General features: G+C 36.5%; 15 protein-coding genes. 5 read left to right on the top strand and 10 right to left on the bottom strand.

Annotated features, from left to right (window positions below):
* The first annotated feature begins 57 nt into the window (after positions 1-57).
* Positions 58-876, top strand: coding sequence for a zinc-dependent peptidase (locus ABIQ27_RS08195; protein ID WP_348033392.1), 819 nt, complete (start codon positions 58-60; stop codon positions 874-876).
* Between the two features lies 1 nt (position 877).
* On the opposite strand, the gene ABIQ27_RS08190 is transcribed toward ABIQ27_RS08195, so the two are convergent.
* The 9 genes from ABIQ27_RS08190 to ABIQ27_RS08150 all read right to left on the bottom strand — a co-directional run bounded on the left by ABIQ27_RS08190 (position 878) and on the right by ABIQ27_RS08150 (position 12035).
* Entirely contained in the window at positions 878-1816 is a 939-nt protein-coding gene (locus ABIQ27_RS08190) for a hypothetical protein (RefSeq protein WP_348033391.1), read from the bottom strand.
* Positions 1817-1921: 105 nt separating this feature from the next.
* Complete coding sequence (locus ABIQ27_RS08185) at positions 1922-3592, bottom strand: sodium/sugar symporter (protein WP_348033390.1); 1671 nt, start codon at positions 3590-3592, stop codon at positions 1922-1924.
* A 1-nt stretch (position 3593) separates the two neighbouring features.
* Positions 3594-4646 (bottom strand): UDP-glucose--hexose-1-phosphate uridylyltransferase, encoded by a 1053-nt coding sequence (locus ABIQ27_RS08180; protein ID WP_348033389.1) that lies wholly within the window; start codon positions 4644-4646, stop codon positions 3594-3596.
* A complete protein-coding gene (gene galK / locus ABIQ27_RS08175; RefSeq protein WP_348033388.1) occupies positions 4630-5817 on the bottom strand; it encodes a galactokinase in 1188 nt (395 codons plus the stop codon). The genes ABIQ27_RS08180 and galK overlap by 17 nt, the downstream gene beginning before the upstream one ends.
* Positions 5818-6453 carry a GDSL-type esterase/lipase family protein gene (locus ABIQ27_RS08170; RefSeq protein ID WP_348033387.1) on the bottom strand — a complete coding sequence of 212 codons (636 nt, stop codon included), beginning with the start codon at positions 6451-6453 and terminating at the stop codon, positions 5818-5820.
* 65 nt (positions 6454-6518) lie between these two features.
* Complete coding sequence (gene galA, locus ABIQ27_RS08165; RefSeq protein ID WP_348033386.1) at positions 6519-8918, bottom strand: beta-galactosidase GalA; 2400 nt, start codon at positions 8916-8918, stop codon at positions 6519-6521.
* Positions 8919-8924: 6 nt separating this feature from the next.
* Positions 8925-9923 carry a glycosyl hydrolase 53 family protein gene (locus ABIQ27_RS08160; RefSeq protein ID WP_348033385.1) on the bottom strand — a complete coding sequence of 333 codons (999 nt, stop codon included), beginning with the start codon at positions 9921-9923 and terminating at the stop codon, positions 8925-8927.
* Between the two features lie 2 nt (positions 9924-9925).
* Entirely contained in the window at positions 9926-10987 is a 1062-nt protein-coding gene (locus ABIQ27_RS08155; RefSeq protein WP_348033384.1) for a glycosyl hydrolase 53 family protein, read from the bottom strand.
* A 1-nt stretch (position 10988) separates the two neighbouring features.
* Complete coding sequence (locus tag ABIQ27_RS08150) at positions 10989-12035, bottom strand: aldose epimerase family protein (protein ID WP_348033383.1); 1047 nt, start codon at positions 12033-12035, stop codon at positions 10989-10991.
* Positions 12036-12135: 100 nt separating this feature from the next.
* Here ABIQ27_RS08150 and ABIQ27_RS08145 point away from each other — a divergent pair, with 100 nt between their 5' ends.
* Positions 12136-13134, top strand: a complete 999-nt coding sequence (locus ABIQ27_RS08145) for a GntR family transcriptional regulator (RefSeq protein ID WP_348033382.1) — start codon at positions 12136-12138, stop codon at positions 13132-13134.
* Between the two features lie 61 nt (positions 13135-13195).
* On the opposite strand, the gene ABIQ27_RS08140 is transcribed toward ABIQ27_RS08145, so the two are convergent.
* Positions 13196-15214 carry a M13-type metalloendopeptidase gene (locus ABIQ27_RS08140; RefSeq protein ID WP_348033381.1) on the bottom strand — a complete coding sequence of 673 codons (2019 nt, stop codon included), beginning with the start codon at positions 15212-15214 and terminating at the stop codon, positions 13196-13198.
* A gap of 215 nt (positions 15215-15429) precedes the next feature.
* Between ABIQ27_RS08140 and deoC the strand changes: the two genes are divergently transcribed.
* From deoC to ABIQ27_RS08125, 3 genes are read left to right on the top strand one after another with little or no spacing between them, the layout of a single operon-like run.
* Entirely contained in the window at positions 15430-16332 is a 903-nt protein-coding gene (gene deoC / locus ABIQ27_RS08135) for a deoxyribose-phosphate aldolase (protein WP_348033380.1), read from the top strand.
* Positions 16333-16337: 5 nt separating this feature from the next.
* Complete coding sequence (locus tag ABIQ27_RS08130; protein ID WP_348033379.1) at positions 16338-17804, top strand: aldehyde dehydrogenase family protein; 1467 nt, start codon at positions 16338-16340, stop codon at positions 17802-17804.
* An 11-nt stretch (positions 17805-17815) separates the two neighbouring features.
* The gene (locus ABIQ27_RS08125) at positions 17816-18697 is read left to right on the top strand and encodes an aldehyde dehydrogenase family protein (RefSeq protein ID WP_348033378.1); all 882 of its coding nucleotides are present in this window, start codon (positions 17816-17818) and stop codon (positions 18695-18697) included.
* Positions 18698-18985 lie beyond the last annotated feature (288 nt).

Below are 18985 nucleotides of genomic sequence, written 5' to 3'. Positions count from 1 at the left end.
TGTACATCAGATTTAAGCCATCAGGATTTTCTTGAGCTTTTTTTCTATCTTGCAAGTATGGGAGAAGCTTTTTTTATAGTGATTGTTTTATTTGTTTTTGGAGCTGTTTTGCTTTATTTCACAATGTTCATCCTTAGTTTGATGGACGATATCTCAATTTATCTTTTAGGAAGGCCACTTTTCATTCACCTTTACATTAAACCCAAAAAAATATCTCCCGAACAGGAATATATTCTTCGCCAAAAGTTCCAGTATTATAAAACGCTTTCCGAAAAACATAAGATTTATTTCCATCACCGGCTTGCCTGTTTTACCGAGACCTATCAATTGATTCCCAGAGAAGGATTTCTAACCAACCATGAAGCTCAGACTCTGGTGGCTGCTACGTATGTAATGCTGACTTTCGGCATGCGAAAATATTTAATCAATTCCTTTGATAAAATAATTATTTACCCGGATATATATTGTTCTACTCAAAGTGAGGAATATTATAAAGGGGAATTCAATCCGAGGCTCAAAGCCATAGTTTTTTCATGGAAAGATTTTATAGAAGGTTATGAAATAAATAATGACAATTTAAATCTCGGAATTCACGAATTTACCCATGCGATACAACATCATAGTTTAAGCAGCAATGATGGTAGTTCATTAACTTTCAGGAAATATTATAAACGGCTTTATAAAGAGGTCAATTATCCTCCCAACAGACAAAAGCTAATTGATTCCGATTATTTCAGGATTTATGCCTACACAAACGCATACGAATTCATTGCTGTTATTGTTGAGCATTATTTCGAAACTCCGGAGCAGTTCAAAAATGAATTTCCCCAATTGTTTGAACACGTTAGCCGAATGTTGAATCACAAGCCAGGTTAGTTTATTTTTTCTGAAGTGCTTTTTGCAAATCTTTCAAATCGTTTGATTTAAAATTGGATGGCGAATTTGAATATTGAGAATAGATAATCTCACCAGTTTTAGAATTGGTAACAGTAACAAACTTCTCGTTAATGGTTTTGATGAACAATAAGTAATAAAATGGCGTCGGATTGTTTAGAATCTTTTCATTAAGTTCCTCCAGTGAAAGCAGTTTGTAGTTCAGATTAAAACCGTCAAAGATTTCTTTAACTTCATATTTTTTGGTTTTATCATCAGCATTTTTGGAAAACTTAGTCATTACATAGTCTGGAATGAAGAGCGTTTCAGAGGATAATTTTTTGAATTCGTCTTTGTAAAAGGCAGTTTTAATCTCGCGTGTTTCACCTTTATTGAGCAGCATTGTCAGTTGCTGAATGTAATTGGCAATGATGTTGGAACTCCAGTTTTCAAGATGTCCGCTTGCATCATAATCCATTTTGTAAAGGCTGCTTGGATAGTTTTGCGCTGTGAAATCGGCAAAAAGTTCTATGGTTGCAAGTGAAATTTTATCGGCCTGGTTGAAGTGCTTTCTCTTTTTTGGATCGTAAGTATAATTTCCGTTGGTCGTCCAAAGCTCCAGATAAATTCGCGTTTCTGTACTCTCCATAGTGCTGTTGGAACTTGTCATATTGGCGCCAATAGTAACAAAGCTGTTATTAGGCGCAATGTTTTTTTCTACATCAGTATATTTTATGCATTCAACTTTTGAAAGCGTCCAGGTTTTTTTGATAGCCTCAACATAAGCTGCTGCTTTTGGTGAAGCCGGATCTTTCATAGCGAAAAAAGTGTTGCCAGCCTTTATTTTAGCAATCTCGGCTGTGTTGGTAATAGCGATTTGGCTAAAGCTAATTGCCGGAAGTATAATTATTATGAAATATAAAAGGGAAGTTTTTAGTTTCATTTTTTGGGAGTTATAGTTTGCTATTTCAAACTTACTAAAAAATCCAATCTCGTTTTTGAACGAGACTGGGTTTTATTTATATTTTAATGATTATCAAAGTTTATTTTACCAAAAGATAGTATACAGCGCTGTCAATATTACAATTATAATTATCGATCCAACAGTAAAGCCCGAAGTTACTTTAAACATCGATTTGTCTACTTCCAAACCATTTGTCTGAACACCTTTTTTGGTTTCGTATATACTGATAAGATACATTCCGATTATGCAAATCAGGAACACAAATCCCATTCTGTCTATAAAAGGAATTTCATAAATACCATTGGCATTTGGAACGGCAAAGCTAAAATCATAAAGGAAATGTAAGTCGACAAAACGAGGCAGGATTGTAAAAAGAATTGAGAAACATAAACCACCAATCATTCCGAATAAAGCTGCATTTGAAGTTGTTTTTTTCCAGAAGAAACCCATAATAAACATGGCAAAAACTCCTGGACTTACCAAGCCGGTACATTCCTGAATGAACTGAAACCCACCTTTTTTATCAATTCCTAAAAGCGGCGCAATACCAACTGCAATAATCATTACGGTTATGATTGTCAATTTTCCGACGCTGACTAGTTTTTTCTCATCGGCATTTTCATTGATTTTTTTCTTATAAACATCTAAAGTGAAAATAGTCGCAATGCTATTTGCTTTTCCTGCCAAGGAAGCCACAATGGCCGCAGTCAAAGCCGCAAATGAAAGTCCTTTCAAACCTACCGGTAATAAGTTTAATAAAGTCGGATAAGCTCTGTCAGGATTTAACGAACCATCCTGAAGCATTTCTGTCTGGAAGCCTCCTTTTTGATATAAAACATACGCTGCAATTCCAGGAATAACAACAATCAGTGGCATTAATAATTTTAGAAAAGCCGCAAACAGGATTCCACTTCTTGCCGTTTTTAAATCGGCTCCCAAAGCACGCTGAGTGATATATTGGTTGCAACCCCAATAATTTAGATTAACGATTAGCATTCCGCCAATAAGAACCGAAAGTCCGGGTAAATCCATATAATTCGGATTGGTCTTGTCAAAAATCATATGAAAATGGTCGGCAGCATTGTCTTTCATGAGATGGAATCCATTAATAACTCCGGTTGTGCCAAATTTTTCAGACACTAGATTTAACGCCAAATAGGTCGTTACCAATCCACCCAAAATCAAAAAGAAAACCTGAATTACATCGGTATAACCAATAACTTTCATTCCGCCAAGCGTAATCATCACAGCAAAAATCGCTAAGAAAACCATACACAAAGAAAGGTTCAGTCCCGAAATGCTACTTATCGCCAAAGCGCCCAAATATAAAATCGAAGTCAGGTTTACCAATACGTAAAGCAACAACCAAAACACGGCCATAATCATCGCCACGTTTCCATTATAGCGCTGATTCAGGTATTGAGGCATCGTGAATATTTTGTTTTTCAGATATACCGGAATAAAAAACACCGCAACAATTATCAATGTCAGTGCCGCCATCCACTCGTAAGTTGCAATAGCTAATCCCATTTTGAAACCACTTCCGCTCATTCCGATGAATTGCTCCGCGCTGATATTACTAGCAATCAGCGAAGCACCAATTGCCCACCAAGTCAGTGAACCTTCGGCGAGAAAATAATCTTTACTATCGGATACAGCTTTCTTTTTTCGTTTGTAAATCCACAATCCGTAGCCTACAATTAGAATAAAATAACAGAAGAAAACAATATAATCTTTAGTGGCTAAGGTTTGCATATCAATTGGTTTTAGTTTTATAATGTATGTTTGGTAAGTCTCTTAAAATTTTTGCACTTTGTTCAGGTGAAATATCGCGCTGTGCTTCACCCAGCATTTCGTATCCAACCATGAATTTTTTCACGGTAGCACTGCGTAATAATGGCGGATAAAAATGCATGTGAAAATGCCATTCGGGATGTATAACTCTGTCAGTTGGTGACTGATGAATTCCGGCTGAATATGGAAAAGATGTTTCAAAAAGATTGTCATATTTCACTGTAATACCTTTAATGATGTCGGCAAAAGCTTTGGTTTCTTCTTTGTTCATCGCGATGATATTCCCAAAATGCCTCTTGCTGATAATCATCGTTTCATAAGGCCAGGTTGCCCAAAATGGAACTACAACTGCAAAGTGATTGTTTTCCAAAACGATGCGTTCTTCCTTTTTCAACTCGGCTTCCAAATAGTCTTTTAATAAGCTGGTGTTGTTTTTTTCATAGTATGCACGAAGGCTTTTTTGAGTCTTTTCAACTTGCGTTGGCAAAGAAGATTGTGCCCAAATTTGTCCATGTGGATGCGGATTGCTGCAACCCATCACGCTGCCTTTGTTTTCAAAAATCTGAATATAGTTGATGTAATCGTGGCTTCCCAATTCGATGTATTGTTCGGCCCAGGTTTGCACAACTTTTTCAATATCGGAAACTTCCATTTCCGGCAAAGTCAGATTGTGTTTTGGTGAAAAGCAAACGACTTTATTAATGCCTCTTTCGGGTTTTAATTGGAATAAGGAATTGTTTTTATTTTCATAATTGACTTCTTCTTTCAGCAAAGCAGAAAAGTCGTTTTCAAAGACATAACAATCGGTGTAATCAGGATTTTTCACGCCATTAGCACGAACATTTCCAGCACACAAATAGCAATTATCATCGTGCTCGGGACGATTGTCTTCGTGCAACTTTTCATTTTGGCCTTGCCATGGACGTTTATTGCGATGTGGCGAAACCAAAATCCATTCGTCAAGCAAAGGATTGTAGCGGCGGTGCGGATGTTCGTTATTATTGAATGGCTGCATGATTGTCTTTGTAAAGTGTTGTGCCTTTTGAAATTTTTACCTTGTATGCTTTAAGTTCGATGCCAAAAGCGTCTGCGTAGCGTTCGGAAATGGTTTTGATAAGAGTTTCTTCGGTTCCTTTTTCAACCAAATTAATAGAACAACCGCCAAAACCACCGCCCATCATCCGGGAGCCCAAAACGGTTTTTTCATGTTGGACTGCATCGACTAAAAAGTCAATTTCTTCACAACTCACTTCATATTCTTTTGACAAACCTTGATGTGTTTCCGACATTAATTCGCCTAGTTTTTTGAAATCAGATTGTGATAAAGCAGCAGCTGCATCTAGCACACGTTGAATTTCTTTCACTACAAAATGACAGCGTCTGAAAACAGTATCGCCCAATTTTTCTTTTAATTCCAGGACCATATTTTCGGTACAATTCCGGAATGTTTTTACCTGAGGAAAATGCTCTTGAATAATCTTCAAACCAGCTTCAACTTCCTGTCTGCGCACATTATAACCTGAAGTCAAATGCGTATGTTTGACATTGCTGTCCAATAAAAGTAACGAATATTTTTTAAAATCGGCTTTGTAATATTCATGTTCCAATGTGTTGCAGTCGAGTTTGATGACTTTGTTTTTTTTGCCAAAAACCGAAGCAAACTGATCCATGATTCCACAATTAACACCCACAAAAGTATGTTCTGATTTTTGCCCGATTAGCGCAATATTTTCTTTGGTTAAACCCAAATCAAACAAAGTATTCATTGCATAACCAATCCCACATTCTAAAGCGGCAGAAGAAGAAAGTCCGGCGCCCATTGGAATCGTACTGCTGAAAACAATGTTGAAACCTTGTACTAATCCGTATTTGTCTTTTAACTGACTCAACACGCCCAAAATATAGTTCACCCACATTTTTTCTACGGGTTTCAGTTCGTCTTTCATGTCAAATTTGTAGGCTTCGTTTAAGTCTTTGGCAATAAGGGCGCACTCGCTGTTTTCATTTTTAGAAATCGCAAAGCAAATGTATTTATTGATGGCTGCGGGCATTACAAAACCGTCGTTATAATCAACGTGTTCGCCAATAATATTAATTCTTCCCGGAGAAAGAAAAATAGATTGAGGTTGCGAATGAAACAATTTTTCGAAATGCTCTGAAGTATGTTGGATTAATTTCTTCTTCATTTACTCGATATATTTTTTGATATAATCCACCCAAACATCATATCCGGCTTCACTAAGATGGACACCATCAACGGTTAATTCTTTTTTCATCATATCATTTTCATCTGCAAAAACACTATGCAAGTCGATTAATGTATAGTTGTTTTTTAGTGCATTATTTTTTAAAATAGTGTTAGTTGTTCTTATTTTTAAAATTATTTTTTCCGTAGTTGTTGGTAAAATGGTCTGGACATAAATTTTTGTTTTTGGACACTTTAAGTGAATATTTTCTACTATTTTTAAGATGTTGTTCCCAACATATTCTGCTGACAAGTTATCAGTAAATAAATCATTGATTCCAATCTTAATAAACAGTTTACTCGGTTTGTAGTAATAAATTTCTCCCAAGCGAGCCAAAACACCTTCTGTCATATCACCAGAAATGCCTCTGTTTTTTATTTTTGGATTATTCAATCGTTTACTCCATTCTCCTCCTTGTTCGGTAATGCTATTTCCAATAAAAACTATATCCCCGAAATTAAGTGGATTTGCCTTAAACTCTTTGATTTTTTCTGGATAATGTGTTTTCGTCCATTCCGAATGGTTTGGAATTAAAATAGTTTCTAGAGGATAGATATTTTCCTTAGTTAACGCCATTTTATTTTTACATGAAGTTATACTTATAATTAGAAATACTAATAAATAGGGTTTCTTCATATTGGTTATTTTGTGACTAAATCTATTTTACCAGAAATTAATCCGTTTGCTTTTGCTTCTAATTTTATTGAACCTGCAGTTTTTCCGGCTTGGATAATGACTTGGCATTTTCCATTGAAAGCGCTTCGTTGCCACATGCCATCCACACATTTATCTGCTTCGTGCGAACTTGGATCTCCATTACCAACACCAATGATTTTGGCATCACCGGAAATCGTAAAGCTTATCATGTTGTCTGCATCAGGAACTTCTTTTCCATCTTTGTCAACAAAAGAAACATTGATTACCGTTGCGTCTTTTCCGTCAGCAAGCATCGTGGTTTTGTCTGGGGAAACAAAAATTTTTGATGCTTGACCTGTGGTTTCTATTTTTGTGGTTAGCCTTTTGCCTTTTTTATAAGCGACAGCTTCCAGCGTTCCTGGTTCGTATGTGACTTCCCATTGCAAATGAGAATTTCTCTGCATTATTTTTTTACCCAGACTTTTTCCGTTTAAAAAAAGTTCCACATCATCGGCATTGGTGTTTACCCAAACATCAATTGACTTTCCAATTTTATCAGGCCAGTTCCAATGTGGTGAAATGTGTAAAACGTCCTCGTTTGTCCACCAACTTTGGTAGTAGTAATAAATATTTTTTGGAAAACCACAAACATCCATAAGACCAAAATGAGAATTGACATTTGGCCATTTATAAGGCGTTGGTTCACCACGATAATCAAAACCTGTCCATACAAAACCGCCTAACCAATACTTGTTTTCGGCAGACAATTTCCACCAGTCTTCGGCTTTGCTTGCCCACCAAGGAGCTGTGATATCCTGATCGGGAACATAAGCTCTGATGCTGTCTTTTTCATAAATTCCTCGGGTAGTTACCGTGCTTCCCATTTCAGTTCCAAGAAGTGGCTGATTAGGATGATCACGATGATAATCAGCAACTGCAAATTGACGATAATTAAATCCGCGAATCGGAATTACTTCGTTAACACCGTTGAATTCATTACCCATATCTGCGGCATATGTGCTTGTTCTCGAAGGATCTAATTCATTTTGCTTTGCCAAAAGCGTTTGCGCAATTTTTTTACCGGTTTCTGTTTTCTGAATCCAGCCTTCTTCATTGCCAATTGACCATAAAAATACGGATGGATGATTTCTGTCTCTTTTAATCAATCGCTCAAATTGGGCGATATATTCCGGGCTGCTGTTTAATAAACGTTGTTCGTCTAAAACCAGCATTCCCAAACTGTCACAAGCTTCCAAAAGTTCTGGCGTCGGCGCATTATGACTCGCTCTATACGCATTTGAACCCATTTTTTTCAAAAGCTTGATTCGGTAATATTGCATATAATCTGGTAAAGCGCTACCAATTCCGGCATGATCCTGATGGTTATTTGTTCCCTGAATTTTGATATGTTTTCCATTCAGAAAGAAACCTTCATTGGCATCAAATCTCACTGTTCTGACACCAAATCGGGTTTTGGTTTGGTAAACAATGTTACCATTTTGTTTAACAACTGAAAATGCTTTGTATAAATATGGATCTTCCAATGACCAAAAACGAGCATTGTTGAGGTTGAGTTTTTGTTTTATTGTTGATTTTCCATTTACAGCAAGTGACAATTTTTGCTCTGAAGTTTTGGCGATTACTTTTCCGTTTCTGTCGGTGATATAAGAATAAACGACACAATTGGAAGCCTTTAGATTTCTGTTTTCAACGATTGTTTCAATGTTTACTAAAGCATTTTTGCCGCTTACTTGCGGATGCACAAACAAACCACCTTCGGGAATGTGTAAGTTGTTGTATTGATTAAGCCAAACATGACGATAGATTCCGGCGCCTTCATAAAACCAGCCTTCATATTGTGTAGCATCAACGCGAACGACGATTACATTTTCTTTATCAAAATTGATATAATCTGTAATGTCATAGGATTGTCCGACATAACCGCTAAAGTTGTTGCCGACATAGAAACCATTAACCCAAATCGAAGCATTGCGAAAAATTCCATCGAACTGAATTTGAAAACGATCATTTGCGTCTTTTTTATCTGCCAAAAAATGTTTGCGATACCAGCCAATGCTGGTTTCGGGATAATAACCACCAACAGGTTTGTAGCCATGAGATTCAACATCAAAACTTGGTGAATTTTCAAACGGAAGTTCCACCGCCCAATCGTGTGGTAAGTTGATGGATGTCCAGGTGCTGTCGGCAAATTTGGGATTAATAGCGGTTTTTGCTGCGCTACCAGATTTTGAAAAAATGGTTGCTGTGCTGTAATTAAAATCTTTGTCCGGATTGGCTGCGTTTCCAAAATGAAACTTCCAGCCTTCGTCAAAGTTTATTTTTTTCTGTGCATTAGACAACACAAAGAAAAACAGTAATCCAAATAGAAATATTTTTTTATTCATCTTAAATTATTCTTTAAAAGCATCTAATGCCGGAGATGGTTTTCCGTCAGCTTGCCAAGCACTAAGGTTGTAATGACTCCAGCTTCTGGCACCTTGTGGTTCCCAATATAAAACGCCAATCCCTTTATTGTCTGGTACATTTTTCACGGCTTTAATCGCGGTAGCTAAGAGATCATAAGTGTTTTGAACTTTGTCATCTTCGCCGCCGATTTCTACTATCATAACTTCCTTGCCATAGCGTTTTACCATATCATTCAGATTGAATTCTAAATCGGCTATGACTTCGGTGTAATCTTTTTTAATCCAAAACGGGTAATACGATAAACCAATCACATCATAACGTACTTTTTGTCGTGTAGCATTATCAAAGAATGTTCTGAATTTTTGGTTATTATTTCCTTCATCGACATGCACAATCACTTTGACGTTTTTGTCAACGGCTTTTACTGCATCGTATCCCTTGTTCAATAATTGCCCGAGTTGATCCCAGTGATTGGTGCTGCCATCAGGCCATAACATTCCGCCTGGGATTTCGTTCCCAATTTGAACCCATTCCGGAGTTACTCCGGCAACTTTTAAAGCATTGATTACATCAAAGGTGTGATTGTAAACATCGTTTAGTAATTCAGGAAATGAATGTTTTTCCCAAGCTTTTGGTTTGAATTGTTTTGCAGGATCAGCCCAGGAATCAGAATAATGAAAATCAATCATCACACTCATTCCCATTTTTTGGGCACGCAATGCCATAACAACTGTTTCTTCTTTGCTGCAATGTCCGCTTGTTTTATCGTCATTTGGATTTACCCAAACCCGAAGACGAATCGAATTCATTCCACGATCTTTCAGCAATTGCAGGCAATCTTTTTCTTTGCCGTCGGCATCATAAAATTTATAACCTGTGGCTTCCATTTGAGGCAACCAACCTACATCGGCGCCTTTTGCAAAAGGTTTATTTTGGCTGAAGCCGAATGCCGAAACGAGCAATAATAAAAGTAAATTTCTCATGATTAATTAGCGTTAAAAGCATCCATTACGGGAAGCGAATTATTTGTAAAGTCCCAAAGCGCTTGGTTTTCCCAAGAAGAGCCATTTGTAGAAGTTGGTCCACGGAAAGCAATCCATTCAGAACCCCAATAGCAAAATCCGATTCCGTTAGTACTTTGCTTTACGGTATTTTTTATAGCAAATAAGTATTGTCTTTGTCCATCATTTGTAGCTGGATAAGTTGGTATTATTTGGCTTTGAAGTCCAACAATATTGTTGGTATAATCGTTCCATCCTAATGTAAATGGGTAAGCGGTTTCGGCAATCAATACTTTTTTATCATATAATTGTCCAAGAGTATTCATTGTGTTTTGTAAAGTTACTAAACTTGTTCCATGATAAATAGGATAATATGACAATCCAATATAATCATAATCAATATTGGCGACTTTGTTGAAAAACCAATCGCTTCCCGAAATTCCGGCATAATGCAACATGATTTTTGTTGTGGCTGATTTGCTTCTAATTGCAGCCGATGCGGCAGAAACAAGTTGTAGATACTGACTTTCATTGGTTGTTAATTTGCCTTCCGGCCAAAGCATTCCATCATTTGTTTCGTTACCGATTTGAATAATATCCGGATTGATTTCGGTCATAATTAGATTGGTATAATCGGTAACTGCTGTTTTCAGTGTATTAAAATCCATGCTTTGCCAAGCCACAGGTTTTGTTTGATTTCCAGGATCGGCCCAAGTGTCAGAATAATGTACCGTTAACCAAACTTTTAAACCAGCTGCTCTGACGCGTTGTGCCAAAGTCTTTACTTCTGTCATTCCGGAATGTGCATCGGAAGGATTTTTCCAAAGCCGTATTCTGATTGTGTTACAACCCGCATTTTTCAAGGTTGTGATAGCGTTTTCAGCTGTATTATTGTGTTTGTAAACTGTTCCTTCGCTTTCAATTAATGGAAGATAAGACATATCAGCAGCACGAATAAAATGGTCTTCAATTATAGGTTCTGTTCCTCCACCTGAAGAACAGGAAAAAAGAGTGATTATAAATAGAATGAAAAGGGCTTTTTTCATATTAAATGTTTTCAAATTTGAATGTTGTCTGATGGTTGTATTGTTCTCCTTTTTTCAAAATTGAATTTGGAAAACAAACGTGATTTGGTGCGTCGGGAAAGTTTTGTGTTTCGAAACAAATACCACTTTTTGGATGATAATCTGCATTTTCTTTTCCTTTGATTTTATCGAAACAATTTCCTCCGACATATATGTGAACCGCAGGTTGATCGGTTATAACCGACAATTTTAGTCTGTTCTTTTCACTGATAAGTGTGGCTGCATTTTCATTTTCCAATACAAAGGTGTTGTCTATGAAAGTTGGAATTGGTTTAGCTGCAGCGAAGTCAAAAGGATGATTATTTAAAGACACAAAATTCCCAGTCGGAATGAGTTCCTTGTTAGTTTCTACGATTTTTTTGGAATTAATTATCAGACTTTGATTTGAAATAGCATTGGTATGACCATCAAGATTGAAATAACTGTGTTGAGTTAAATTGACAATCGTATCTTCTGATGTTGTGGCAGTAAAAATAACCTGAAGTTCATTCTCTTCTGTCAAAGTATACCTAACCTGAACAGTTAATTCTCCTGGAAAATTTTCATCGTTATTTTGGCTTACATATTCAAAAGTAATCGATGGATTTTCATCAGAAGTAGACTCTATGACTTTCCAAAACTTTCTGCTAAACCCTAAAATTCCACCATGCAGATTGTGTTCGCCATGATTTTTGTTTAGAAAATTCCGCTTTCCGTTTAAGAAAAACTCCGCATTATTAATTCGTCCTGCAAATCTTCCGACTGTTGTTCCAAAATAAGGTGGACTTGGCAGATTATACGAGTTGATATAATCTTCCAAAGTATCAAAACCCAAAACAACATCAATTTTTTCACCAGTAGCCAGTGGAATTTTTAAAGACATTATCGTTGCGCCATAATTCATTATGCTTACTTCAGCTCCTTTTTTGTTTGCCATGGTATAACAAAAAACTTCTTTTTCATCAGGCATAAAACCCAATAATTTCGCATTTATCGAAGAGTTAATTTGAGAAAAATTATTTTTTACCATGGGTTTTTTATAAATCTGGCAATAAAAGTATAAAATAGTATTATTTGACCATACCAGTACCTACCAGTTTTTTTGTATCTTACCACCAGTTATTTACATTATGAAATTAATTAGCATTGAAAACCAGTCGGGAACACCCAAATATAAACAGATCGTTTGGTCTATAGAAGTCGCCATTGCCGAAAACAGATTGAAGAAAGGAGACAAATTACCTTCGGTAAATAAAGTCAGTTTGGAGTTTTCGATTTCACGGGATACCGTTTTATTAGCTTATGACGAGTTGAAAAAAAGAGGAATTGTTTTCGCCATTTTGGGTAAAGGGTATTATATAAAGAGCGTTGAGTTTAGCTTTGAACAAAGGATTTTTTTATTGTTTGATGAATTGAATTCTTTCAAAGAAGACATTTATAATTCGTTTATGGAAGAGATAAATAGCGTTGCTCAAATTGATATTTTCTTTCATCATTTTAATATTGAAATGTTCAAAAAGCTCGTTCATGAAAGCAATGGTAATTACTCAAAGTATATTATTATGCCAACAAATTTAGCCGGTGCGGATTCCATAATCAAAACATTACCCAAACAGGATGTGTACATTTTGGATCAGACGAATATTGATTTAAATGATTTTCCATCTGTTCATCAAAGTTTTTCAAAAGACATTTATGTGGCTTTGCAAAAAGGCAAATCAAGATTGTCAAAATATAAAAAAATGATAATGATTTTCCCTGGAGATAAGGAACCTTTGGGAATGGTTGACGGATTTACTAAGTTTTGCAATGATAGTTTATTTGAAAATGAAATTATAACCAGTTTTGAAGAAAACACAATCCATAAAGGTGATGTTTTTATTATACCAACAGACAGGCATTTGGTAAACGTAATCGAACAGGCAAAAAGACAGAATTTAATTATTGGAAAAGATTTCGGAATCATATCTTACAATGATACACCATTAAAAAAAGTTGTAGAAAATGGCATAACAACAATCTCAACTGATTTTAAAATAATGGGGAAAACACTCGCTTCAATGGTGTTAAATTCCAGGAAGGAACAAATTGAAAATCCTTCCGATTTGATAATCAGAAATTCGCTTTAAATAAAAAAGCCTAATCTCGTTTTTTTGAACGAGACCGGGCTTTTTCTTTATTTTAAAAAGATTACCAAATCTTTACTCGTTTTTCCGGAGCAAGATATAATGAATCTGTTGGTTTGATTTTGAATGCTTCGTAGAATTCAGGTACGTTTCTAACGACACCATTAATTCTAAACTTAGCCGGTGAATGTGGATCGCCTGCAATTTGGCTGCGAACAGCTTCCTCACGTGCTTTTTCTCCCCAAACTTGTCCCCAACCTAAGAAAACACGCTGCATGCCAGTGAAACCATCCAAAACCGGTGCTTCTTTTCCGCCAAGGCTTTCTTTATATGCTTTGATAGCAATGCTTAATCCACCTAAGTCACCAATGTTTTCTCCTAAAGTAAATGCTCCATTTACATTCAAATCCGGGAATGCGCTGAAGCCACTGTATTGAGCTACCAATGCGTTTGTTTTTGCTTTGAAAGCTGTTTGATCAGTTGCTGTCCACCAGTTTTGCATAACGCCATCACCATCGTAAGCGGCTCCCTGGTCGTCAAAACCGTGACCAATTTCATGACCAATTACAGCACCAATACCACCATAATTTACAGCATCGTCTGCTTTTAAATCAAAGAAAGGCGGTTGCAGAATAGCAGCTGGGAATACGATTTCGTTAAGCGAAGGGTTGTAGTAAGCATTTACCGTTTGAGGTGTCATGCCCCATTCTGTTCTGTCAACCGGTTTGCCCAATTTGTCTAAGTTTCTTTGGTATTCAAATTCAACTGCTTTTTGAGCATTTCCAAATAAATCGATTTTGTCAATTTTTAAAGAAGAGTAGTCTTTCCATTTATCAGGATAACCAATCTTAATCATGAATTTATCCACTTTTGCCAAAGCTTGTTTTTTAGTTTCAGCACTCATCCAATCTAATTTTTTGATGCTCTCGGCATAGGCTTTCAATAAATTTTTAACCAATGTCACCATGCGTTCCTTAGCTTCTGGCGAAAAGTGTTTTTCAACATATACTTTCCCTACAATTTCACCCAATGCGCCATTCACACTGTTTACAGCACGTTTCCAGTCTTCTTCTGGCTTTTCTGTTCCGTATAATGTTTTGCTGTAAAATTCAAAATTCTGATTGTCTAATGCTGCAGTTAATCGGTTGGCATTTCTGTTTATAACACCCCATTTAAGATAAATTTTCCAAGTATCGATAGGCGTGTTTTTAATTATATTATTCAGGCTTTTAGTATACTCAACCTGTGATATGATAATTGATTTTTCTTTTTCCATTCCAGCGGCTGTAAGCATTCCGCTCCAATCAAAATCAGGCATCAGTGTTTTTAAATCGGCTGTATTATATTTGTTGTATAGTTTTACAACATCACGGGTGTCTTCTTTTTTCATGTGGCTTGAAGCTATTGTAGTTTCAAGTGCCATAACTTTTGCAGCATTATCAGCAGCATTTTCTACTCCGCCTAATTGCAGCATTTTTTCAACATGGGCAACATATTTCTTGCGAATGTCAGCCATCTTGGCATCAGCTGAAGTATAATATTCTCTTTCCGGAAGTCCAATTCCGCCTTGCCATGTGGTTAATGCATACTCATTTGGCTTTTTTGAATCCTGATTCACAAAGATGACAAAGGGAACAGAAACACCTGCTCTGTTTGCTTTGCCAAAATAGCTAGCCAAATCATTATAGTTTGCAATCGCATCGACAGCTTTCATTTCAGATTCTAAAGGCTTTATTCCTTTGGCATTTCTGCCTTTCCTGTCCATGAATGAAGCATAGTAATCGCCTATTTTTTGTTCGTCAGAACCATCTGCAGCATTTGATTTAGCCGCGTCTTCAATAATTGCTTTTACGTCTTTTTGAGACTGGTCATAGAGCATATCAAAAGCACCATAAGAAGCTTTATCAGCTGGAATTTTAGTGTTTTTAAGCCATGTTCCGTTTACATAATCGGCAAAGTTATCACCAGGATTTACTTTAGTATCCATATTTTTTTTATTGATACCGGAAGTAAGTTCTTCTTTTTTAGCACAGGAAGCCATTAGTACCACAGCTGCCAGAATACTCATTTTAATGTTTTTCATTGATTGGTTTAGTTTGATTAATCCGCTAAGTTAACAAATTATAAAATAGAGGATATAAGTTTAAGAAATGTTAGACTTCACAGTTCGATAATTTGTTACACGAAATGGGAATAAATTACCAATATTGGGTTTTAGTCGTTAAGATATTTATATATTTGTCTGTTCGTGTCGATTTGAAATTGATAAGTTGACGCTGATTTAATTAAATTTATTAAATGAAACAGATTGATTTTTTAAATTCCCCACGCATTGACCAGGTTGGGATTGAGGATAGAATTGCCAGAATTACTTCCCGAAGTATTAAAAAAGAATCAAAAATGCAAGGCTTACTGATGGCTTTGAACATGATTGATTTGACTACTTTAGAAGGTGCTGATACTGACGAAAAAGTAAAACAACTTTGTTTTAAAGCACATCATTTGCATGATGAATTGCCAGGATTACCAACCACAGCGGCAGTTTGTGTGTATCCAAATTTTGTCAAACTAGCAGTTAACGAACTTAAAGGAACTGGCGTAAAAGTGGCTTCGGTTGCAACAGCTTTTCCTAGCGGTCAATCGAGTGCTGAAATCAAATTATTAGATACTAAAATGGCTGTCGATGGAGGTGCCGATGAAGTGGATATGGTAATCAGCCGTGGAAAATTCCACAGCGGTGATTATAATTTTGTTTTCGATGAAATTGCAATGATAAAAGAAGCTTGTGGGAAAAACGTTCGACTAAAAGTTATCCTCGAAACAGGTGAAATCGGAACCCTCGACAAAGTGCGTCAGGCAAGTGATATCGCCATGTATGCCGGAGCAGATTTTATCAAAACTTCTACAGGAAAGATAAAACCAGCCGCAACTTTGCCTGTGACTTTAGTAATGCTCGAAGCAATTCGTGATTATTATTATAAAACCGGAATTATGATTGGAATGAAACCTGCAGGCGGAATTTCAAACTCAAAATTAGCCCTTCAATATTTATTAATGGTAAAAGAAACCCTTGGTGGGAAATGGTTGACTAATGAGTATTTCCGTTTTGGAGCCAGCAGTTTAGCCAACGATGTTTTGCTACAAATAGTAAAACAAAAATCAGGCATTTACCAATCAAACGATTATTTTTCTAAAGTTTAGTTCGAATGAAAAAAACACATACAATAGATTTTAGTTCTGACTGGAAGTTGAATCCGGCACCAGAAAGTACTACTCACTTTAAGCTTAAAGATACTTACGATTTGTTTATCAATGGTAAATTTGTCGCGCCAAAATCAGGAAAGTATTTTGATACAATAAATCCAGCTAATGAGAAAGTTTTAGCCAAAGTGGCTGAAGCAAATGAAGAAGATATTGACATAGCAGTAAAAGCTGCGCGTAAAGCATACGATACTGTTTGGTCAAAATTATCCGGAAAAGAACGCGGAAAATATATATACAGAATTGCCAGAATCATACAGGAAAGAGCAAGAGAATTTGCAGTTGTAGAAACATTAAATGGTGGAAAAGCAATCCGCGAATCGCGTGATGTTGATGTTCCTTTGGCAGCAGCACATTTCTTTTATTATGCCGGATGGGCAGATAAACTGGAATATGCTTTCCCAAACAGAAAACCAAAAGCACTAGGCGTTGCAGGTCAAATTATTCCATGGAACTTTCCTTTGTTGATGGGAGCATGGAAAATTGCCCCAGCTTTGGCTGCAGGAAATACTGTCGTAATCAAATCTTCTGAAACTACTCCGTTGACATTATATTTACTTGCTGAAGTTATTCAGGAAGCTGGTTTGCCTGCCGGAGTTGTAAACATCGTTTCGGGTGCCGGAGCTACAGGTTCACACATCGTGAATCATCCCGATGTCAATAAAATTGCCTTTACAGGTTCAACTGCAGTTGGTAAAATTATCATGAAAGCGATTGCCGGAACACCTAAAAAATCTACAATGGAATTGGGCGGAAAAGCAGCCAATATCATTTTTGAAGATGCAGCATTAGACCAAGCTGTGGAAGGAATCGTAAACGGAATTTTCTTTAATCAAGGTCACGTATGCTGTGCAGGTTCACGTCTTTATGTTCAGGAATCTGTTTTTGATGTTGTTGTTCAGAAACTGAAAGACAGAATGAATTCATTACATGTTGGTGATCCATTGGATAAAAACACAGACATCGGTGCAATCAATTCCAAAAAGCAATTGGAAACCATCAATAAATATATCGAAATCGGAAAACAGGAAGGTGCTGAAATGTACCAGCCAGCTTGCGATTTACCATCAAAAGGATTTTGGTGCAGACCAACAATATTCACGAAAGTAACGCAGTCCAACAGGATTTCGCAGGAAGAAATCTTCGGGCCAGTTTTAGCAATTCAAACGTTCAGAACGGTTGATGAAGTTATCGAAAAAGCAAACAATACACCTTATGGATTATCAGCTGGTGTTTGGACAGATAAAGGTTCGAAAATCTTCAACATGACATCACAATTGCGTGCCGGAGTTGTTTGGGCGAACACCTTTAACAAGTTTGATCCGGCATCTCCTTTTGGAGGTTATAAAGAAAGCGGCTTCGGTAGAGAAGGTGGTTTACACGGATTGGAACCTTATTTAAAATTTGAATAAAAACTAACATCATGTCAAGAATAGAAGTTTTGAAAACCTATAAAATATATATCGGAGGAAGTTTTCCAAGAACCGAATCGGGACGTTATTATCCACTTATCGTGAACAAAAAAACGATAGCCAACATGTGTTGGTCTTCTGTAAAAGATTTCAGAAATGCTGTCGTAGCTGCTCGAAACGCTCAAGGCGTATGGGCACACAAAACAGCTTACAACCGCAATCAGATTTTGTACCGGATTGCAGAAGTTCTGGAAGGAAGAAAAGCACAGTTTATAGAAGAATTAGAATTGCAGGGAATCAGCAAAGCCAAAGCACAACAAGAAGTTGATTTGAGCATTGACCGTTTGATTTATTATGCAGGTTGGTGTGATAAATACACACAATTATATAGCAGCGTAAATCCGGTTTCGGGAAGTTTCTTTAACTTTTCTGTGCCGGAACCAACCGGAGTTGTATCGGTTTTTGCGCCACAACAAAGTAGTTTACTTGGCTTGGTAACTCAAATTGCATCTATCATTGCTGGCGGAAATACTTGCGTGGTTTTAGCTTCGGAACAATTGGCGCTTTGTGCGGTTACTTTTGCTGAAGTTTTAGCAACTTCAGATGTTCCCGGCGGTGTGGTTAATATTTTGACCGGAAACCAAACGGAATTACTGACTCAGTTTGCAGCTCATAAAGATGTCAATGCGATTTTGTATTGTGGAAATAACTCAGAAACCATCTCTAAAATTCAGGATTTAGCTATCGAGAATTTAAAACGTGTTGTCATTCGTGAAGACGGCGATTATTTTGCTGACAAACATGAATCTCCGCATCTGATTTTTGATTTCCAGGAAACCAAAACAACCTGGCATCCAATCGAAGTGATTGCAGGCGCAGGCGCAGGTTATTAAAAGAAAAATTTAAAAAAATATTTATTTGCCCGTCTCGTTCTAAAAACGAGACGGGTTTTTTTGTGGTTTTAATTTTTAAATTAGAAACATTTCAGTTATTTAACAAGCAAATTATGAATTTATAGGTATCGGAATTATCAAAAATGAAAATAATACAGCTATTTTAACAAAATAAACAAAAGATTATTTTTTTTATACCAAATAATTAATCAAATTAGCTGTCCTAAAATTTTGATTTAACATAAAAACAATAATAAACTCAATGAAATATCCAGCAATTCAGAATTA

Origin of the sequence: Flavobacterium sp. (assembly GCF_039916025.1) — a bacterium.
In the GTDB taxonomy this organism is placed as follows: Bacteria; Bacteroidota; Bacteroidia; order Flavobacteriales; family Flavobacteriaceae; genus Flavobacterium.
The sequence above is the reverse complement of the archived record's forward strand: the minus strand, read 5'-3'. Positions and strand labels throughout refer to the sequence as shown.